The 20,005-nt window shown below is 47.2% G+C and carries 21 protein-coding genes and 1 pseudogene; 9 read left to right on the top strand and 13 right to left on the bottom strand.

Annotated features, from left to right (window positions below; translation table 11 throughout):
• Positions 1-34 precede the first annotated feature (34 nt).
• The gene (locus tag DVO77_RS09295; protein ID WP_239473266.1) at positions 35-484 is read right to left on the bottom strand and encodes a hypothetical protein; all 450 of its coding nucleotides are present in this window, start codon (positions 482-484) and stop codon (positions 35-37) included.
• Positions 485-656: 172 nt separating this feature from the next.
• Between DVO77_RS09295 and DVO77_RS09290 the strand changes: the two genes are divergently transcribed.
• Positions 657-908 (top strand): DUF2999 family protein, encoded by a 252-nt coding sequence (locus tag DVO77_RS09290; protein ID WP_119978239.1) that lies wholly within the window; start codon positions 657-659, stop codon positions 906-908.
• 146 nt (positions 909-1,054) lie between these two features.
• On the opposite strand, the gene DVO77_RS09285 is transcribed toward DVO77_RS09290, so the two are convergent.
• The 7 genes from DVO77_RS09285 to DVO77_RS09255 all read right to left on the bottom strand — a co-directional run bounded on the left by DVO77_RS09285 (position 1,055) and on the right by DVO77_RS09255 (position 10,928).
• Positions 1,055-3,082, bottom strand: coding sequence for a S9 family peptidase (locus tag DVO77_RS09285; protein ID WP_119978128.1), 2,028 nt, complete (start codon positions 3,080-3,082; stop codon positions 1,055-1,057).
• 317 nt (positions 3,083-3,399) lie between these two features.
• Positions 3,400-4,743 carry an NADP-specific glutamate dehydrogenase gene (gene gdhA, locus DVO77_RS09280; RefSeq protein ID WP_119978127.1) on the bottom strand — a complete coding sequence of 448 codons (1,344 nt, stop codon included), beginning with the start codon at positions 4,741-4,743 and terminating at the stop codon, positions 3,400-3,402.
• Between the two features lie 478 nt (positions 4,744-5,221).
• A complete protein-coding gene (locus tag DVO77_RS09275) occupies positions 5,222-5,626 on the bottom strand; it encodes a hypothetical protein (protein WP_110457098.1) in 405 nt (134 codons plus the stop codon).
• Positions 5,627-5,802: 176 nt separating this feature from the next.
• Positions 5,803-7,422 (bottom strand): BCCT family transporter, encoded by a 1,620-nt coding sequence (locus tag DVO77_RS09270; protein WP_119978126.1) that lies wholly within the window; start codon positions 7,420-7,422, stop codon positions 5,803-5,805.
• A 522-nt stretch (positions 7,423-7,944) separates the two neighbouring features.
• Entirely contained in the window at positions 7,945-8,457 is a 513-nt protein-coding gene (locus tag DVO77_RS09265; protein ID WP_119978125.1) for an Sbal_3080 family lipoprotein, read from the bottom strand.
• Positions 8,458-8,934: 477 nt separating this feature from the next.
• Entirely contained in the window at positions 8,935-10,581 is a 1,647-nt protein-coding gene (gene groL / locus DVO77_RS09260) for a chaperonin GroEL (RefSeq protein ID WP_110457095.1), read from the bottom strand.
• Positions 10,582-10,637: 56 nt separating this feature from the next.
• A complete protein-coding gene (locus tag DVO77_RS09255) occupies positions 10,638-10,928 on the bottom strand; it encodes a co-chaperone GroES (protein ID WP_110457094.1) in 291 nt (96 codons plus the stop codon).
• A gap of 225 nt (positions 10,929-11,153) precedes the next feature.
• Between DVO77_RS09255 and DVO77_RS09250 the strand changes: the two genes are divergently transcribed.
• Positions 11,154-12,521 carry an MATE family efflux transporter gene (locus tag DVO77_RS09250; protein WP_119978124.1) on the top strand — a complete coding sequence of 456 codons (1,368 nt, stop codon included), beginning with the start codon at positions 11,154-11,156 and terminating at the stop codon, positions 12,519-12,521.
• A 36-nt stretch (positions 12,522-12,557) separates the two neighbouring features.
• A complete protein-coding gene (locus DVO77_RS09245; protein WP_119978123.1) occupies positions 12,558-13,217 on the top strand; it encodes a Qnr family pentapeptide repeat protein in 660 nt (219 codons plus the stop codon).
• 9 nt (positions 13,218-13,226) lie between these two features.
• On the opposite strand, the gene DVO77_RS19255 is transcribed toward DVO77_RS09245, so the two are convergent.
• Positions 13,227-13,481 carry a LysR substrate-binding domain-containing protein gene (locus DVO77_RS19255; RefSeq protein WP_259650885.1) on the bottom strand — a complete coding sequence of 85 codons (255 nt, stop codon included), beginning with the start codon at positions 13,479-13,481 and terminating at the stop codon, positions 13,227-13,229.
• A gap of 132 nt (positions 13,482-13,613) precedes the next feature.
• Here DVO77_RS19255 and DVO77_RS09235 point away from each other — a divergent pair.
• The 4 genes and pseudogenes from DVO77_RS09235 to DVO77_RS09220 form a co-directional block, all read left to right on the top strand.
• Positions 13,614-13,832, top strand: a pseudogene (locus DVO77_RS09235) (hypothetical protein); the annotation flags it as partial.
• A gap of 170 nt (positions 13,833-14,002) precedes the next feature.
• Positions 14,003-14,410 carry a c-type cytochrome domain-containing protein gene (locus tag DVO77_RS09230; RefSeq protein WP_119978122.1) on the top strand — a complete coding sequence of 136 codons (408 nt, stop codon included), beginning with the start codon at positions 14,003-14,005 and terminating at the stop codon, positions 14,408-14,410.
• 132 nt (positions 14,411-14,542) lie between these two features.
• Positions 14,543-14,881, top strand: a complete 339-nt coding sequence (locus DVO77_RS09225) for a hypothetical protein (protein ID WP_119978121.1) — start codon at positions 14,543-14,545, stop codon at positions 14,879-14,881.
• Positions 14,882-14,926: 45 nt separating this feature from the next.
• On the top strand, positions 14,927-15,274 hold the full coding sequence (locus DVO77_RS09220; RefSeq protein WP_119978120.1) for a hypothetical protein: 348 nt from the start codon (positions 14,927-14,929) through the stop codon (positions 15,272-15,274).
• Between the two features lie 95 nt (positions 15,275-15,369).
• Here the strand turns inward: DVO77_RS09220 and DVO77_RS09215 are convergent, their stop codons facing one another.
• From DVO77_RS09215 to DVO77_RS09205, 3 genes are all read right to left on the bottom strand, one after another.
• The gene (locus tag DVO77_RS09215) at positions 15,370-15,663 is read right to left on the bottom strand and encodes a hypothetical protein (RefSeq protein ID WP_119978119.1); all 294 of its coding nucleotides are present in this window, start codon (positions 15,661-15,663) and stop codon (positions 15,370-15,372) included.
• Between the two features lie 125 nt (positions 15,664-15,788).
• Positions 15,789-17,234, bottom strand: coding sequence for an MBL fold metallo-hydrolase RNA specificity domain-containing protein (locus DVO77_RS09210; protein ID WP_119978118.1), 1,446 nt, complete (start codon positions 17,232-17,234; stop codon positions 15,789-15,791).
• A gap of 235 nt (positions 17,235-17,469) precedes the next feature.
• Complete coding sequence (locus DVO77_RS09205; RefSeq protein ID WP_119978117.1) at positions 17,470-17,970, bottom strand: MarR family winged helix-turn-helix transcriptional regulator; 501 nt, start codon at positions 17,968-17,970, stop codon at positions 17,470-17,472.
• A gap of 204 nt (positions 17,971-18,174) precedes the next feature.
• On the opposite strand from DVO77_RS09205, the gene DVO77_RS09200 reads away from it, so the two are divergent.
• Together DVO77_RS09200 and DVO77_RS09195 are read left to right on the top strand one after the other, a co-directional pair.
• Positions 18,175-19,068 (top strand): DMT family transporter, encoded by an 894-nt coding sequence (locus DVO77_RS09200; RefSeq protein WP_119978116.1) that lies wholly within the window; start codon positions 18,175-18,177, stop codon positions 19,066-19,068.
• A gap of 95 nt (positions 19,069-19,163) precedes the next feature.
• A complete protein-coding gene (locus DVO77_RS09195; protein WP_110457083.1) occupies positions 19,164-19,373 on the top strand; it encodes a TOBE domain-containing protein in 210 nt (69 codons plus the stop codon).
• 156 nt (positions 19,374-19,529) lie between these two features.
• On the opposite strand, the gene DVO77_RS19015 is transcribed toward DVO77_RS09195, so the two are convergent.
• Positions 19,530-19,673, bottom strand: coding sequence for a hypothetical protein (locus DVO77_RS19015; RefSeq protein ID WP_162599178.1), 144 nt, complete (start codon positions 19,671-19,673; stop codon positions 19,530-19,532).
• Between the last annotated feature and the right edge of the window lie 332 nt (positions 19,674-20,005).

Raw genomic sequence — 20,005 nt, 5'->3', positions numbered from 1 at the left:
AAGTTAACGCCCCTGTACACAGTGGCGCAGAGGGCTAATCACCCAGCAGCTCCCGTAGTTGCTGTTCGGCAAGTTCGACGGCGCTTAATGGTTTATCTTGAGGTTTACGTTCAGATGTATGCGCTGGGCTATATTCTGAGATAGCGTCTGGCTGAGTGGCTACAGGCTCATCATTAAACAAGGCGGCCAGTTGTGCCTGCGCCCGCGCTTTGGCGTTATCACTATCACTCTGGGCTGTACTTTGCTCTGCGTCGCTGGCCGTTATCGGCTTAAAGTAATCGCAAAAATTGGCCCGCTCGCGATCCGATATCCACTCGGCGCGCACTTCATTGCAGTCGCCCCGGCCCGCATCGCCAAAGGACACACACATCTTACACACGTGCTGATCGGCATGACACGCCAAACACTCTTCACGCCGCGACATAGGTAAAATCACCGCCGTTAACGGCTGCTTGCATCGCCAACAGATAAATTGCTCAGACATGGTTGCACCTTACTCATGCTTCAGATTGAAAACATCGCCCACTGCCAGCTTAGAATCGACGCCGCAGCATTGCAACCTAAGCCTTGGGTTCATTCGCCCTATTCTACTCAGCCTGCCGATGTGTGATAAAATTAGCGCCTATTTATTTTTACACTTACACAAAGGCATCAAGATGAACCCAATTATTGCCATTTTAAAAGAACACAATGTTAGTGACGAAAAGATCAATGAGCTGTTTCAGACCTTAACCGAAAACCCACTCATGGCGATGGGCACCATTGGTCAGCTAGGCATCGCTCCCGAAAAGCTCCAACAGCTGATGGCGATGGTGATGCAAAATCCGGCCTTGATCAAAGAAGCCGTAGACGAGCTAGGGCTCGACTTCGCTAAAGTCGAAGCGGCCAAAGCTCAGCTACAACAATAAGCCATTATCGGTTGCGCTTAACACTCAGCTTAAGCGCCAGCGATGATGACACAAAAAAGGCTGCCAATTTAGGCAGCCTTTTTAAGCTGTGTCAGTGAAACCTCACAGACACTAGCGCTTAGCTCTGTGATATCACTTAAGCCATATTACTTTGCACCAGGCTCGGCAAAACGAGTCATCCAATCTTGTACTTGGTTATACCAATAGATGGAGTTATTGGGTTTCATGATCCAGTGATTCTCGTCAGGGAAATAGATCATCCGCGACTCCACGCCGCGGGTCTGCAGCGTTCTAAACAACTCAAAACCTTGCCCCACAGGTACGCGGTAATCGAGCTGACCGTGGATAACCAAGGTGGGGGTATTAAAGTTAGCTGCGCCATAATGAGGTGAAATCGCCTTGTATATCTCTGGGTTATCCCAGTAATTACCGAAACGAGGACTATGCACCGCAAAATCTGCCGCCAATTGCGAATACATGTTGTACACCGCGGCGTGGATTAACAAGGCCTTAAACGGATGCTCTTGTCCCAAAATAATCGAGGTTAAATAACCACCATAACTGGCGCCACCCGCCACTAACCGCTCACTATCTATCCACGGCTGCTGTTTAAACCATTCGGTCGCCTTGAGCACATCTTCGAGTGATTTATTTTTCCAATCGGGATTAATACTGTCGGCAAAGTCTTGCCCAAAGCTGTTAGAGCCGTGGAAATTAGGCCACGCAGTAACATAGCCCCAAGAGGCAAAGGTTTGCGCATTCCAGCGGTAATGGAAACCATCAGAAATTGCATTGTGTGGACCACCATGAATTAACATCATCAGCGGATACTTCTTGCTACGGTCAAACCCAGCGGGATAATGCACCCACATTTGAATGTCTTGGTTATCATAGCCTTTATAAGTCACTGACTCATAGGTGCCCATATCCACATCGGCTAAGATGTCATCATTGAAATGGTCCAGTCGGGTGCGGTTACCGTTTTTAGGGTTAATGCTGACCAACTGCGCCGGATACAGGAAGCTGTCGTTGGCCGCAACTAAGGTGCCATCATTGGCAATTGCCGGTTGGCTAAAGTTGGTGGCATCGGTAATGGCGTTAACTTTGCCATTGCTCGCATTAATGTAAAAAATACGCCGCGTCGCCGCATCATCGATGGCGGCATAAAATCCTTTGCTGTTTGGCGTCCAGACAAAGCGCGTCACCGAGCGATCCCAGTTATCGGCTAACACCTTCTCACTGCGCCGCTTGAGATCCAACAAGGTAAGTTTGGCAGTATCGGCATAAAAACCATTAATAGACTGACGAGTAAACGCGAGCGTTTTGCCGTCAGGGCTGAAGCTAGGGTTGGTATCGGGCGCTTGATTGGCCGAGGTGATATTTTCAACCTTACCACTGCCAATTTTCGCAAGGAAAATATCGGTTTTAGGATCAACTTGGTTGTCCCAGCCATTGGCGTTAAAGGCTATCCAAGTTTCGCTAGGGTCAATATCGTAACTTGCCGCACTTTGTGATGAACGCGGAAGCTGTTTATTTAACGGCAGAGTCACAGCCTCGACGCTGCCCCCCTTAGCCGCAATCCGAAATACATGTGCCTCACGGTCTTCATCAATCCAATGGTCGAAGCTGGAATAGGGCAGCGCATTCCATTGCCGTGCAGAGACTTTATTATCTTTATCTACGGTGAGCTGCTCTGCTATCTCTTGCCAATTTTTAGCGGGAAAAATAGAACTGATAAAGTAGAGGTGTTTGCCGACCCATTTCAGGCCTTTTACCCCACTGGGCACATCGGTTAAACGCTGGGCTTCACCCGGGCCATCGAGTGGTAACAGATACACTTGGCCCACTTCATCCTTGTCACGCTGGCTAATAAAGGCCAGTGTACGGCTGTCTGGCGAAAATACCGGCTCACTCACACGCAGTCCTTTAGCCGTAATGGCGCGCTGACTTTTACCGTCTTGATTAAATAACCACAACTGAGTTGAGCCTTTATCCTCAGGCACATCGTACTGGGTGACGGGCGCAATAATGTATTGACCATCTGGCGAAATCGTCGGGTTACCTATGCGGCTCAGTTGCCACAACACATCGACCGACAGCGGTTTACTTGGCTCAGCAAACGCACTCGCCACCGGCATCAAGACGCACAGCAGCAACATGGTGATTTTTTTCACGCATTATCTCCTTCAATTTATTTTAATTTTATTGCTAGCGAACACTAACAAGATATCAAAGTTCATAGGTTTTCAGCATCATTATTATCACCTCGCATCATCGGGGTTAACACTTAAACCAAGCTTAAACGGATAGAATAGGGAGTGAGAAAATGAGGGGACTGGTGCGCCCCCTAACAGAGTTGCTAGGGCCTGTTATTAAGCAGCTAGGCAACCAAATTGCTTATCGGGCCACGCTCACCTGCCAGCAAGTAACGCGAGCCATCTAACGGTTGTTTTAACTCCAATCGCTCAGTGGCGACACGGTTGACCATGCCTTAACACACGCCTTGCGCCTTCATCGCATCGGCCACTTTGACAAAGCCTGCAACGTTAGCCCCTAACTCATAATTAATATGCTCACCTTCACGGCCATATTGCTGACAGGTATCGTGAATCGAATACATAATGTCACAGAGACGCATATCCACCTTTTCACGAGTCCAACTTAAGCGCAGTGCATTTTGGCTCATCTCAAGGCCCGAGGCCGCAACACCACCGGCATTAGCAGCCTTCCCTGGGGCAAAGAGCACCTTGGCTTTATGCAGCAAGGCGATAGCTTCTGCCGTACTTGGCATGTTGGCACCTTCGGCAACCAGTTGCACTCCATTGTCGATCAACAGGGCCGCGTGCTCTGCATTTAACTCATTTTGTGTCGCACAAGGCAGTGCTATTTCGGTGGCAAACTGCCATGGCGTGGCATCGGTAACATACTCCAGCCCCATTTCGTAGGCGTAATCTGCAACGCGGCCGCGGCGCTGATTTTTAATCTCCATCAGCTTAGCGAGTTTTTCAGGGGTAAACCCATCGGGATCGAATACCACTCCACCAGAATCGGACGCCGTAATGACTTTTGCGCCCATCTCCATCGCCTTCTCTATGGCGTACTGCGCCACGTTACCCGAGCCAGACACCGTCACGGTTTTGCCCTCGAGTGTGCCTCCGTTGACCCTGAGCATGGCCTCGACAAAATACAACAGACCGTAACCCGTCGCCTCAGGACGAATAAGGCTGCCCCCAAACGACAGTCCCTTGCCCGTAAACACACACTCGGCGCTATTGGTTAACTTTTTCATCATGCCGCTCATATAACCCACTTCACGAGCACCGACTCCCATATCTCCGGCAGGCACATCTGTGTCTGCGCCCACATGACGATGCAACTCGAACATGAGCGCCTGACAGAAACGCATGACTTCGGCTTCGCTCTTTCCTTTAGGGTCAAAATCACTGCCCCCTTTACCACCGCCCATAGGCAGTGTGGTGAGGGCATTTTTTAAGGTTTGTTCGAAAGCCAAAAACTTAAGTACCGATGGATTAACTGACGGATGAAAACGCATCCCCCCCTTAAAGGGCCCAATAGCCGAGCTATGCTGCACTCGGTATGCGCGGTTCACCTGCACCTTGCCTTGGTCATCGACCCATGAAACACGAAACTGAATTAATCGCTCAGGCTCCACAAGACGCTCTAAAATTCCGCTATCTAAATATTCAGGATGCGCTGCTACAAAAGGCCAAATTGAGGTTAAGACTTCGGTTACAGCCTGCAAGAATTCAGGTTGATTAGGGTTACGCGCGGCAACGGTGGAAAGAAAACATTCGAGAGTCATGTCAGCGCTCATTGTGGTACTCCAGGGTATACAAAGAATTAAGATTGCTACTGCTTGGAATGCCAACGCAAACCCACAGTTATTAATGTGAGTGATATTTATATCAGGAATTCATGACCAATGAATACAACACCTTACTAAACTTGCGAGTTTCCTAAAGAAAATAGATTTTTCTTCAAAGCTAATGATAATCCCGCAATAAATTACCCATAAAAATAAGGAATCGCTAATCGCTCACGCAGTAATAATGACAATATGTTAGCACATTGTGAAAAACTGGCTCATCGACAGTGACAAACTCAGTAAAACGTCTGGGTAAAAAGAGCATAGCCAAGCCTAGCTGGCCCAGCCTAAAGCTATAGGTAGCAACAACATGAGATAAGTGACAACGTGGACGCCATATAAGCGCCCACGGTTTGATTTACAATACGAGATTAACTAACGCGATCTAGATGCAAGCACTTTATTAAGCGCTGTCGTATTACTGCCGCTATCGCATCCACTGCATTAGCTCATTGGCGCTCACTACTCCAAATTGTCTTTTAACCAACTTGCCCGATGCATCGAAATACAGGAGTTCGGCTCGACTGGCACCGTATCTAGCAATCAGCTGATCGCCCTCAGGCGTACCCGCTCTCGCCAGCAGAAAGAAGACGTTATCGCCAAGGTGAGCACGCGCCTCATTCATCTGTTCAGTCTGGCTGTTACTCGATGCGAGATTAGGATCATAGACAAACACCAACGCCGGCTTACCTGTACCTATTTGCTCGTGGGTCGTCTTAAACCCCTTAGGCATGATGGTTAACAACAACCAAAGCAGTAGCCCTATGGATACAACAACCCCAATAGCCACCCAGGGCTTACGGCCCTTAGATTGTGAATTTTGTGTCCCCATGATGATAAATCCCCGCTGTTAACTGTCTATGGTAGGTAATTGAACCACCAAGTGTAATCAAGCAACCTGAGGTGGAGATTAAAATTGCTACGCTGCGCCCTTAGAGACAATAAAGCCCCGCGACCTTTAAGTCGCGGGGCTTTAACATACAAGGCTAACTCAGCTTTCTATCAAGATTAGTTTGCCTTTACAGGGACAAATGATGCCTTACCAAATTGTTGCTCCGCCATCGCTTTAGCCATTTTGGGCGCTTGCCACAGTGAAGGAAGCAGAACAAACGACACTGGCGCTGCGGTGATCACAATAAAGGATTGCAGCGCAGAGATCCCACCAGATCCCATAGAGATCAATGCAATGGCAACAAATCCCATCAACAATCCCCAAAACGCACGCATGGCTCCACTCGGCTCGGTAGAACCGGTCACCACCACACTAATGGTATAAGTCATTGAATCACCGGTGGTGACGATAAAGGTGGTGGTGAGGATTAAAAACAGTATCGCCGTCAACAATGGCATCGGCAGCTGTGAACTGATCGCCAGTAAAGCCCCAGGCAAATTGCCGCCCTCAAATGCTGTAGAAATAATGCCGGGCTCAGCCAGTTCAAACGCCAGCCCCGAACCACCGACAATGCTAAACCAAAAGCAAGTGATCAAGGGCGCAATAATAGAGATGGATAAGATCATTTGGCGAATGGTACGCCCACGAGAGATACGCGCAATGAAGATCGCCATCATAGGACCATAGCCAATAAACCAGCCCCAGAAAAATACCGTCCACCAACCTAACCAATCGCTATCACCGCGAAAAAGAGACATTGGCACAAAGTTATTCACCATTCGCGCCATGCCTTGCATGTAGCCATCAATAATAAAGCTAGTAGGACCAAATAATAGAATGAAGATGATGAGCGCTGCGGCCAACATAATATTGTAACGACTCACCAACTGAATACCTCGGCTAAGGCCACTCAACGCCGACAAGGTATACATAGCAATGGCAAACAATACCACTAAGCTTTGGGTGATAAGCGTGTCTTGCACACCAAATAGCGCATTGAGCGCATAGCTAATTTGCAAGCCAAGAAAACCAATAGGGCCAATGGTGCCCGCAGCAACCGCAATAATACAAAAGGTGTCAGTTAAGGTGCCAATCCAACCATTAAGGGCTTTATCACCAAAAATGGGATACAGCAAAGTACGCGGCTGTAGCGGCAAGCCTTTATCGTAATGCAGGTGCATCAATACGATAGCCGCTAAGCTACCGAGGATCGCCCATGCTAGGAAGCCCCAATGGAGGAACGATTGCGACAAGGCATTGACCGCCAGTCTTCGACCTTGCGCTTCACCGTAAAAAGGGGGGGATGAGACAAAATGGGCAATTGGCTCGGCGGCCGCCCAAAAAACGCCACCACCGGCTAACAGGGTGCATAGCACAATCGCCAACCATTTAAAGGTATCAATTTCAGGCGTCTCGCGATTACCTAGCTTAACGTCGCCAGTACGCGCAAACGCTAAGTAGAGACCGATAATAAAGTTAGCCAGTAACAGCACTTGCCAGAATGGGCCAAACCATTGGGTGACTCTTGAAAATCCAACTTGAACGATGTTGGACAGGAGCGGAGTATCGAAAACAGCAAGCAGTACAAATAGGACGAGAAAGCCGCCACTTAACCAGAGTACAGGGCTGGAGAAGGCGTTTACCGTGGTTGATGTAGCACTTTGTTCGGGGGGATGGGTAGCAAGGTAGTTTTCATCTGTTGATTTACGAGCAACAGATTGCGTCAAATTCGACATTAAGGATTCGCTTTTGTCATCGTCAGCTACAAAGCGGAGCCGTTTGGCACCACATTTTTGAACTGAACCGGTAAGTTTTCCTCGTCTATTGCAAAGACACGTTAATGACGTTGTAAAGGCTGAGGCTGTAAAAAAAGGGCGGCATCTTAACATATTTTTGCATGAAATAAAACCAAGATGGGCAGTAAGGCAACAGCCCAACCCCATGTTCAGCGCGGGTTACAGCCTTGTTAAATGCTCAAAACAAGCATTAGTAGGAGGTTAAAATTTATGCCGTTAATGATGGGTGGCACTGTTTTCCGCTATTTAACTCACTTGGTTTCAGGCTGTGAAGCTTTAGACTAGCAGAGTATTTTACGTGGGATAAATCTTGTTAGAGCAAGGCGATTTACCGCGACGTTTAGTTTCCTGCTCTCAAGCATTCGGAGTGGTGAAGTAACACTGATCGCTGACCCCGTCCTTTTTACACAGAAAACTATACGGCCTCTATGATAGCAAAACTATTTTCCTAACCATTATTTGCTAGCAGTCGTAAGCACAGGTCGGTGCTGATTTAGTACTTCTATCTTTACCATGCTCTAATTGACGTTCAGCATCTTGTACTGAAATCTTTTGGAAAAATACTTCCATAATTAGATTTAATCTTTCTTCTGCATCGCCAAACTTATCCATACCACCATACCTTACTGAATCGAAATCAAGTTCAGCCACCTTATTTCCTTTATTATCAGTAACATCTAAGTTTACGTAACGCATATAGGTTGCCATGTCCCACCACCAGTTAGCGTTGAATTCAAACATGACTTGATCATCGCCTAGCTGCGCATTTGGACTTGCCGTTTTTTTAGACACATTGTAACCATTATCGACCATCCAGTTAGTAACAATACTTCTAACTTTTGCGGTTTGATCTGGATCGTTTGTCATCACGATTTCTTTTTCAAAATTTGGATCCATTGGCTTCAGCGTTGTTAGACCATTGCTTGAACAACCTGTAACAGCGATTAAAACCAAACCGAATATGATCTTTCTCATGTGAATGTCTCTTTAGGTTACATGGGGGATTACACCGCCAAGTATATAATTATTCATCTATTTAGATAGTTACAATGATAACCTGACTTCGATGATATACAAAAGATTAGCTAACATCAGATCGGTTTAACGAAACACTGAGTGCTCAACTGAAATTGCCCACCATAGAGCTTAACCAGAACAAAGGCTCTAGTTCATTGGGCGTCAACCCGCCTTTATACCAATATAGGACGAAGCACCACGACTTTTCGTCAAACAAAGTTTGCAATAAGCACATAAAACAAAACCCCGATACTATTAACAGTATCGGGGTTTATTTTTAGGTGTAATTCTTAGCGACCTAAGAACTCAGGCCTATGGAACAGATGTTCTAGCGCAGGAAAAATCGTTTTAGAGCAAGGCTTCTTACCACGACGTTTAGTTCTCTTAAACGAGTGGCAAGGTAACGCCGCTATAGACGATTTTAACCAGCTAGGATCACATCATGCCGCCCATTCCGCCCATACCACCCATTCCACCCATGCCGCCCATGTCAGCAGCAGCTTCTTGTGGCAATTCGCCAACCATAGCTTCGGTGGTGATCATCAGGCCTGCGATAGATGACGCAAACTGTAGCGCACTACGAGTTACTTTAGTTGGGTCAAGAATACCCATCTCTAGCATGTCACCATAAGTGTCGTTACCTGCGTTGTAACCGTAGTTACCAGTACCGTTTTTCACGTTGTTAGCCACAACTGACGCTTCTTCACCTGCGTTAGTCGCGATTTGACGTAGTGGCGCTTCCATAGCACGTAGGGCGATAACCACGCCGTGCTTTTGATCTTCGTTAGCCACTTCTACGTCGCCAATCTTGCTAGCAACACGTACTAGTGCAACACCACCACCTGCTACTACGCCTTCTTCAACAGCGGCGCGGGTCGCGTGTAGTGCGTCTTCTACGCGAGCTTTTTTCTCTTTCATTTCAACTTCGGTGGCTGCGCCCACTTTGATCACTGCAACACCGCCGGCCAATTTAGCCATGCGCTCTTGTAGTTTCTCTTTGTCGTAGTCAGAAGTTGATTCTTCAGCTTGAACTTTAATTTGTGCTACGCGAGCTTGGATCTGCTCTTGCTCACCGTTACCGTCGATAATGGTGGTGTCATCTTTAGTGATAACAACGCGCTTAGCTGTACCTAGGTCTTCTAGGGTGGCTTTTTCAAGCTCTAGGCCAATCTCTTCAGCAATGACAGTACCGCCGGTGAGGATAGCGATATCTTGTAGCATTGCTTTACGACGGTCACCAAAACCCGGTGCTTTAACAGCAGCCACTTTAACGATACCGCGCATGTTGTTTACAACCAATGTGGCTAGTGCTTCGCCTTCAACATCTTCTGCAACGATAAGCAGAGGCTTACCCGTTTTCGCTAGACCTTCAAGGATAGGTAGCAATTCACGGATGTTAGAGATCTTCTTATCAACCAACAAGATGTATGGGCTTTCTAGCTCTACGCTGCCGGTTTCTGGCTTGTTGATGAAGTATGGAGATAGGTAGCCACGGTCAAACTGCATACCCTCAACCACGTCAAGTTCGTTTTCGAGTGCTTGACCTTCTTCAACAGTGATAACGCCTTCTTTACCTACGCGCTCCATCGCTGTTGCGATGATTTCACCGATTGACTCGTCAGAGTTAGCAGAGATGGTACCTACTTGTGCAATCGCTTTAGTGTCGCTGCACTCTTGAGATAGGTTTTTAAGCTCGGCAACGGCTGCGATAACCGCTTTGTCGATACCACGCTTAAGATCCATTGGGTTCATGCCTGCTGCAACGGCTTTTAGGCCTTCAGTGACAATCGCTTGCGCTAATACAGTTGCTGTGGTGGTACCGTCACCGGCTGCATCGTTGGCTTTAGAAGCAACTTCTTTCACCATTTGTGCGCCCATGTTTTCGAACTTGTCTTCAAGTTCGATCTCTTTTGCTACTGACACACCGTCTTTAGTGATAAGTGGTGAACCGAAGCTTTTGTCTAAAACAACGTTACGACCTTTAGGGCCTAGGGTAACTTTAACTGCGTTGGCTAGTACGTTTACGCCGGCTAGCATTTTTACGCGTGCGTCATTACCAAAAAGTACTTCTTTAGCTGCCATGTTAATATCCTTTAATAAAATTTTTGTTTAACTGGGATAGTGAGTAACTTAGTGGATTATTCCACTACAGCCATTAAATCTGCTTCAGATAGGATCAAGACTTCTTCACCGTCGATCTTCTCTTTTTTCACGCCATAACCTTCGTTGAAAATAACTGTGTCGCCGACTTTTACGTCAAGTGGCTGAACAGTACCGTTTTCAAGAATTCGGCCATTGCCTACTGCAAGGACTACACCGCGAGTTGATTGCTCGGCTGCACTACCTGTGAGTACGATGCCACCGGCGGATTTTGCTTCAACTTCTGAACGCTTAACGATGACACGGTCATGTAATGGACGAATATTCATCTATGGACTCTCCTAATGATTTTCTTGCCCAACAAACGTTGGCGGTTTACAAATAAAGACGACACAAAGTAGTTATGCCGAGTGATGATTGGATATATGGGGGTAGGTGTGACGAGATCCAAGGGCTTTACAAAAAAAAATCTGATTTTTTTAACTGGGTTTTATTAAAAATCGGTCAATCCTGCTAGAATTGCCCTCCTTCTGTAATCTAGGCAATCCATCGTAATGAGAGACAGACACGGGCTGCTCAGCCAGCCTATCGGTCGTGTACTGCTAAATATGAGCCTCCCGAACCTGATTGGTATCTTAACCATTCTTGGGTTTAGTCTAGTGGACACCTTTTTTATCAGCCAGTTAGGCACCGAAGCCCTAGCGGCGATCAGTTTTACCTTTCCGGTTACCTTAGTCATTTCCAGTATCGCCATAGGCATTGGCGCTGGGGTAGCGACCAATTTGGGCCGCCTGATCGGCAGTGGTAACAGCCATAAAGCCAAGGTGTTTTTGCACGATGCCTTACTGCTGACCTTTGGATTAATCGCCTTGCTCGCCTTAGTTGGCAGCCTGTGTATTGTGCCTTTGTTTAGCCTGCTGGGCGCCAATGATTCCAGCCTCCCTCTGATTAAAGAGTATATGTTGCTGTGGTATCTGGGCGCGCCACTGTTAGTGCTGTTAATGGTGGGCAACCAAGGGCTGCGTGCCACAGGTGATACCAAGTCACCGGCTAAAATAATGGCGCTGGCGGCATTAATCAACCTGATCCTCGATCCGCTGCTTATTTTTGGTCTGGGGCCATTTCCGCGCTTAGAAATACAAGGGGCGGCGATTGCGACCTTAGTGTCGTGGGCAGTGGCGCTGTCGCTGTCTGGCTATCTACTTATCATCAAACGCAACTTGGTTGAGTTTGCCGAGTTTAATCTCGCCCGCATGCGTGGTAACTGGAAACAACTGGCGCATATTGCTCAGCCAGCGGCGCTGATGAACCTGCTTAATCCGCTCGCCAATGCTCTGATTATGGCGATGCTAGCGCGTATCGACCATAGCGCCGTGGCCGCCTTTGGTGCAGGCACACGTCTAGAATCGGTACTGTTAATCGCCGTCATGGCATTGTCATCGAGCCTAGTGCCCTTTGTGGCGCAAAACTTAGGCGCGGGTCAAGGAGGACGAGCACGTGAGGCGTTGATGCTATCGCTGAAGTTTGTGTTGGTGTTTCAGACCTTACTCTATTTACCGCTCCTATTTTGGGCCAGCTCCATTGCACAGCTGTTTAGCAGCGATCCACAAGTTGTTGAATGGTTAACATTTTATATTATCGCCTTGCCCGCCGCCTATGGCCCATTGGGGATGGTAATTTTAACTGCTACTACGCTCAATGCCTACCACAGGCCAATGAGTTCGCTGTTGCTTAACCTCTGCCGCCTGTTTTTATTACTCTTGCCCTTTGCGGCGGTAGGCTCTTATTTAGGCGGTGTAAAAGGATTATTGCTTGCATTGCCCATAACCAATGCCATCATGGGCATCGCCTGTTATATTTTGGCCAAACAAATCACCGAGCCGAGCAAGAGTCAGGTGAATAATATTCCCACCCCAAATTAACACTCTGCCAGCCTCCCCTTATGCCTAGGAGTTAACATGACAACGATCTGCGAGCAATGGTTTATCGAACATGATTTTAGCGGCGAAGATTTACAACAACAGCACTATCGAGATTGCCACTTCTACCGCTGCAGATTTAACCATGCCGATCTAAGCGATTGTCAATTTGAGCGCTGTCAGTTTGTGGAAAGTGGCGACCTACTTGGCTGTGATTTTAGTTACGCCACCCTAACTAATGCCAGCTTTAAACAATGCAACTTAAGCATGAGTCTGTTTAGAGGCAGCCGCTGTTTTGGCGCTGAGTTTCGTGATAGCAACCTGCAGGGCGCCGATTTTCATCGCGCCAGCTTTACCAATTACATCACCCAAAAAAGCTATTTTTGCAGTGGCTATATCACGGGCTGCAATCTGGCCTATAGCAATTTTGATGGCATACTACTCGAGGAGTGTGAGCTATTTGATAACCGCTGGCGCGGCGCGAATTTAAACGGGGCATCCATGCGTGGCGCCGATTTGAGTGGCGGCGAGTTTTCCGCCGACCAATGGGGCAGTTTTGACCTGCGCGGCGCTAACCTTACCCGAGTCGAGCTCGAAGGACTCGACCCTAGAGTGGTACCGCTCGAAGGGGTGATCATCAACCAGTGGCAACAAGCACAATTACTTGCACCATTTGGCCTCATAATTAGCGCTGATTGATACCTCAGTTTAGCTTAAAGGCTTTAGTGCACCTTTGGTTTTTGCTTCGCGATCGCAGGCACCATTGTGATTACACGCTGCTAGCGCGGTCATAATGTAGTCAATAAAACGTAGACTGGCTAGGCTAATAAAACGCCGCGAGGGATAGACTAAGAAGCACTTGCCTTCATAGGGCTCAACATCTTCAAATAGCATGACTAAATTACCGTTATCCACGCTCTCTTGCGCGAGGGGAAGCGGCATCATAGCGATCCCTCGCCCCATCAGTGTCGCCTACAAGCAAGCGTCTAAGTTGTTGATGCATAAGTTCCCTGTCACAGAGAGCGTCTTCTCCTTGCCGAATGGCACCCCGTTGAAAATTCTGCCATTGGGGTAACGAAACAGGATTGAATTGTGCTTGGTCGTGTCAGACCCGTATTGATGGCGGCTATCACCACTATGCTCAGGATGATGCCACTGATATCGGATGCCTTCTTCGGCTCAATGGCGATCACCATCATCTTTGGTCTTGGGTTTGCGTCTGTGTTAACGCTAATCGTATTACCAGTGACCTACACCTTGTTATTTGGCATCGCCTACCCAGACAATAACGGGAGGTCACTACCACAACATTAACCCCGCAACGTTTCCCGGCGCGCCCAGCTCAATATGAGCAGGGCTTCCTATAACGGCAAGCAAAATTTACGATGACGATACACAACTCACAAGTGTCATTCATTAACCCCACTCCAGCTTCAAAGAGCTATACTTAAAACGTATAGTTACCAAGGCTACTGGAGGATGTTATGTGTAGTGGTCGCTCCCTCAAATTTCGCCTAGCACTCACCGCTGTCGTATCTGTGTTCGTATTAGGCTGTGAACGTCCTGTCAGTTTTTCATCTCAGGTTCAACCTATTTTGAACAACGCTTGTATTAGCTGCCACTCAGGCTCTGGTGAAGGCGTAACCCAAACTAAGCTGGCACTAGACAACTATGAATCAGTCATGCAAGGCACAAAGTTTGGCCCTGTTGTTGTGCCTGGAAGTGCCGTATCCAGTTCGCTCTATTTAGTCGTTAACCACCTTGTCGATACTAAAATCCAGATGCCACCCCACCATGACAACAAGTTGGCCCAAGGAGAAGGTAGAGCGTTAACAACGGAGCAAATTGAGGTTATTAAAAATTGGATAGATCAAGGAGCCAATAACAACTAACAGTCAAATCTAGGCCACTGATAACACCTAATACCTATTAGTATCAAGTGGCCTATCTTCACTCAACAATACTGCACTATTTTCAGCTCTTGTTTTAGGGTAGATTCGGCCTATCCGCGCCAATAAGGAATCATGATGAAGTCTGTATTATTACTGATATTAACCTTAAGCATTAATGTGGCATGGGGGTGTGAAGGTAGCTTACAGCACCAACAACAGACACAACAACAGCTTGGGATCATGGTGCAATCAATTGCTAACGCAATAGACTCGCCCTCTTTGACATCGGTTGAACCCCTTGTTCGCTATGGTACAGATTCGCGCTATTATGTGATGATCCGCGGCTGGATAGTACAAGAGCTAGCGGGTGTAGAAAGCCAACTAGCGGCGCAGGGTAACAATGCAGATCCTATGCTAGTGAACAAAGCCAAATACTTAAAAATCAGCCTTAGACGTATCGACTTAGAATAGTTAACCTGAGCTCGGGTTAGTTAATCCCCCAAAAAAGAGAACAACATGAATAACGCTGTTATTGCCGCCCTAATGTCAGCCTTTATCTGCCCTGGCAGTGGTCATTTTTATTTAAAGCGTTATAACACAGGCACACTGCTGTCCGTTGTGAGCTTATCTGGACTGGTGTATCTGCTTTACCGTGCCGTTGAGCGGGCACAAGCCATTAGTGATCGCATTTTATCGGGAGAACTACCGCTGGATTTTGGGGTGATTTTTCAAGAGATAAATCAAGCCGGTGCCCATGGTGACGATATGGCTATTACCTTAGCGACCCTCGCCTTTGTCATAAGCTGGTTTATAGGTGTTATTGACGCATATCGTATCGGAAAAAACCTGCCCCAAGCTAAATAAGTCGCTAACGAGCAAGTAATAGCATTCAATCACCAACACTCGTTGGGTGCCCCTCTTTAGATGAGGTAATCACCCAACCACAGGGTAAATTAGACTTATTTTGCCGCTTCAGTCTTAGACAAATCATGGGGAGTCGACATGCTCGCCCCTTCACAATCGATACAACGCTTGTTATCGGCAAAGTCATAGTCGGCGTGTGCCGCAGTGGTTTTCGAAAAATCATGACGACTGGTGCGCTTAAGGGAAAAGCTAACCTTAGCCGGTGGATTTTTGGCAAAGTCATAATCAGATTTTGCCGCTGTGGTTGAAAATTCAGGACGCTGGGCTAACGCACAACAAGACAATAACGACGCCGCAATGACAAATCCTTTAGCCAGTGGTAATCGCATCACACACTCCATTTTAGTCAACAAAAAAACACGCAAAGTCAATATGCTACCAGCAAACCCAAAAACAAACAAATAACCAACAATTTAGCAAAGTATGTCAGCGCATCTCTATTCACGCCAGCGGACTAGCGTGAATTCACCCAGACTAACTTGGGTAAGGCGTTCAGATCGAGACAATTAGCATACTCGGCAATGGCCGATTCGATAGGCGCCGACTCACCCAGTTGTTGCAAGGTACTGAGCAACACCTTTTGTGCCTCTGACTCACCGTGCACCAGCACCACTGATGGTGTGCCCGTAAAGTGGCGATACCAGTTAAGCAGTTCGGCTTGATCCGCATGGGCCGATAAGCCGCCTATGGTATGCAGTTTGGCTTTAACGGGCACCGGATTACCATGTATGGTCAGGCTGTCGGCACCATCGACCAACAAACGTCCGGGCGTGCCCATGGCTTGATAACCGCAGATAATCACATCACACAGGCTATTAGCTAAATTATGAGCCAAATGACAGCGAATGCGCCCACCATTACACATGCCACTGCCGGCAATAATAATTAAGCCTTCATGGATCTGATTAAGCTCCATCGACTCTTCTGTGCTATCGATAAAGTCGACATTTGACAGCAGTGGATGCTGTCCCGGTGAGAGGCGGGTGAAACGTTTAAAGTCTTCATCCATTAAGTTGTAGTTTTCGACATAAACTCGAGTGGCTCTTATCGCCATCGGGCTGTCTAAGCAGATGCGCCACCGTGATAGATCCCACTCTTTGGCATACAGATGAAACAGGTATAACAACTCTTGCGCACGCCCCACCGAGAAGGCTGGCAGTAAAATATTGCCGCGACTGCGTTTTATCGTACTCGCAAATATCGCCTTAAGTTCGGCTAGGGTATCAGGCCAACTGCGGTGCAGGCGATCGCCATAGGTGCTTTCCATTAAGACTAAATCGGCGCTGTCGATAAAAGTGGGATCATGCAAAATCGGCATGCCGGCACGCCCTAAATCACCACTGAACACTAGCTTTTTTTGCGCCGCGGTTTGCCCTAACCACAACTCGACAATGGCCGAGCCTAAAATATGGCCCGCATCAGACAAACAGAGGCGAACATGGGGCGCCACCTCACACGACTCGCCATAATCGAGTGCCACAAATTGCTGCATCACCAGCGCCACATCTTCCTCAGTAAATAAGGGCTCAATGGGATCGAGCTGGTTTTTAGCACGGCGTTTATTAATGCGCTCGGCATCGCGAAATTGCAACATGGCCGCATCTCTGAGCATGATGTCACACAGCTCAACCGTGGCCTTGTGAGTAAAGATAGGACCTTTAAAGCCGGACTTAACTAATAAAGGTAGTCGACCTGAATGGTCTATATGGGCATGGCTTAGTACCACGGCATGGACTTGGCTGGCATCGAAAGCAAAGGGGTCGTGGTTACGCAATGCGTCTTGCTTACCCCCTTGGATCATGCCGCAATCGAGTAACACTTGGCGTCCATCAATCGTCAGTAGGTGACAAGAGCCTGTCACCTCTTGGGTTGCACCAAAAAACTCTAATGTCATCTGCATAATAATCCCTTAAATCGCGAGTCTTTAGGGCAGATTTAAACAGTTACACACTATGTTATCGCCCCTATTTATATGATCTAAAGTATAGCTGGCAAGTGGCAGAATAATGTACGAAGTCTATTTAAAATAAAAGGGCTTAGCGTAACTCACGCCGTACAGCTTTTAAGGACAGCCAGTCAAGGCAAAAGCCTTGACCCAAACGACCAATAGGTTTTGGATGATCTCGCATTAGCCATTAAGGTTCAAACTGAGTCAGCCATTGTTTAAATATATCATTGAGTGCAGCGCGCTCTTGGGAAGATAGGCCTTGCATCGATTGCTGCTGTACTGCCACATGAGCCTCTATGGCGATATCGATAAGACTCAAACCCACATCGGTGAGTGCCACAGTCACACTGCGACGATCTTGCTGGCTGTGAACTCGGCTGATCAGCCCTTTTTGCTCAAGCTTATCGAGTCGATTAGTCATGGCGCCAGAAGTGAGCATCATTGAATCGAGTAATGCCGATGGCGTTAAGCTAAAAGGCGCGCCACTGCGGCGCAAGGTAGCCAGCACATCAAACTCGCCCTGGGTTAAGCCAAAGCCTTTGTGACAGGCGGTTATCTCTGCCTCTAGGTGTTTATATAAGCGCATCATCCGCCCTATAATAGCCATTGGCATGGTCTCTAACTGTGGCTTTTCACTGGCCCATTGCGCTACGACTTTGTCGACGCCGTCGGTAACAGAATGATTCATCTATGGCTCCCAAGGTATTGCTGTATATCAGGGATCGCACGGCGGCAGTTAAGACTACCACAGCTGCGACTATATCGATTATGCCAAGATAACGGCAAAAATATTTTAACGCAAAGATATTTTACATAGAGATACTTTACAATCGCGACATTAAGCCGCACACTGATATATCTTTACATTAAGATACTTAAACTGGAGATAAAAATGAATGTGCTGCTTGCGATGATCCCAGCGTTTTTCTGGGGCACGACTTATGCGGTGACCCAATTTAGCCTGCCCGATTGGCCGCCACTATTATTGGGTGCGATACGTGCATTGCCAGCGGGGCTTATCTTACTGGCGATAAAACCTAGCCTACCGCAAAGGCAAGATTGGTCTATTTTGCTCAAGCTGGGCGTGATCAATATTGCGCTGTTTTTCAGCTTAATTTTTGTGATGGCACTGACATTGCCCTCGGCCATTTCAGGGGTCGGCATGGTCAGCGTTCCGGTATTTGCCATGTTGTTTCACTGGGTAGTCAATAAACAACGCCCCAGTAAAATACAGGCCTTGTTTGGCTCTATCTTAATAGGCTTGGCTTGGTTGCTGTTTGACCCTAATGCCATTAGCTTAAACCCTATCGGCCTTGTGGCTATGCTCGCGGCCATTGGTTGTATTATTGTGGGAAGCACTATCACTAAGGCTCTGGGTGGGCGCATTCATTGGTGGACTATTTTAACTTGGCAACTGCTATTGGGCGGCGTAATTCTCTCTTTGATAACAGCAGTCCATGCCTTTATGGCGCCTCACAGCTATGCCTTAGCGCTGAGCCAGCTGACCAGCAATAATGTGCTGGGACTCCTTTGGATAGTGTTACTCAATACTGTACTGGGTTACAGCATGTATGTATGGCTGCTGCAACGCATGAGCGTGGTCGATTTTACCTTTGGTGGCATTGCCAATCCGATTGCGGGGATAGTGGCGGGCATGTTCTTGCTGGGCGAGCGCTTTAGCCCATACCAATATCTATTGATGCTGGGGATGATTGCCGCCTCTTTGATGCCGCAGATCATCTATTTGGTGCGCAGCCGACTAAAGGCTAAGCCTGTTAAAGGGTAAATTTTACCTAAGTGCTAGTCTGTTTTACGGTTAACAACAATCGCTAAACACGTTAGAATCTAACTCTTTAGTATGACTTACAGGAATAATAATTAATGAAGATCAGTGCACGCAACACACTTACCGGCAAAATTAAATCGATAGATGAAGGCTCAGTTAACAACGAAGTGGTTATCGAATTAGCTCCAGGTGTTGAGATCACATCAGTGGTTACTAAACGATCTTGCGAGCAATTGGGCCTAACCGTTGGCGGCGAAGCTTATGCGGTGATCAAGGCGAGCAACGTCATGGTTGCCGTTGACTAATATTTAGCTGATTATTGGTTGGCGAATGCATAATTGCTGAATAGACATTTACAGCACAGCGACTCGCAAACAGATAATGAGCAATATTAATCACAGCGGCATACCTAGGTATTGCCGCTGTTTTTATTTTACCTACAACTCAACGCCGAGTGCTCGCTAATTGTAACCCAATACGAAACACACCTCCTCTTCGTTGTCGCCCTCATGCCCTTCTGGCATCGCAGGTAAACAGTGCTGCGCAATCACGTCCTCAGTTTGCGCTTCTAGCGGGTAAAATCTGTTATTACGTTCATTTTCCATGATGCATACCAAATATTGTCATAACTCAATTAGAAAGATGCCTAACGCTAATTAAGCATTTGGCAGCACAATAAAACCAATAAAGTGTTTTATTTATTAAACACACAAAGCCGATTAAAGGCGTGATCCGTTTGACTGTCAAGCCTGTTTATTGGTCATATCAATAGACCGAAAATAATAACCCACCATTCACCACAAACAGCAAGACATTGATTTTAAATAGCATAAACCCATCAGTCTGACATAAAACTGATAAACCACAGCCATAAATCTGTCGCGAAAAAGTTAAATTTAATATCACTTTCTGCTAAATAACCGCAACGGCATGCGCT

The sequence above is a fragment of the Shewanella algidipiscicola genome, assembly GCF_003605125.1.
In the GTDB taxonomy this organism is placed as follows: domain Bacteria; phylum Pseudomonadota; class Gammaproteobacteria; order Enterobacterales; family Shewanellaceae; genus Shewanella; species Shewanella algidipiscicola.
The sequence above is the reverse complement of the archived record's forward strand: the minus strand, read 5'-3'. Positions and strand labels throughout refer to the sequence as shown.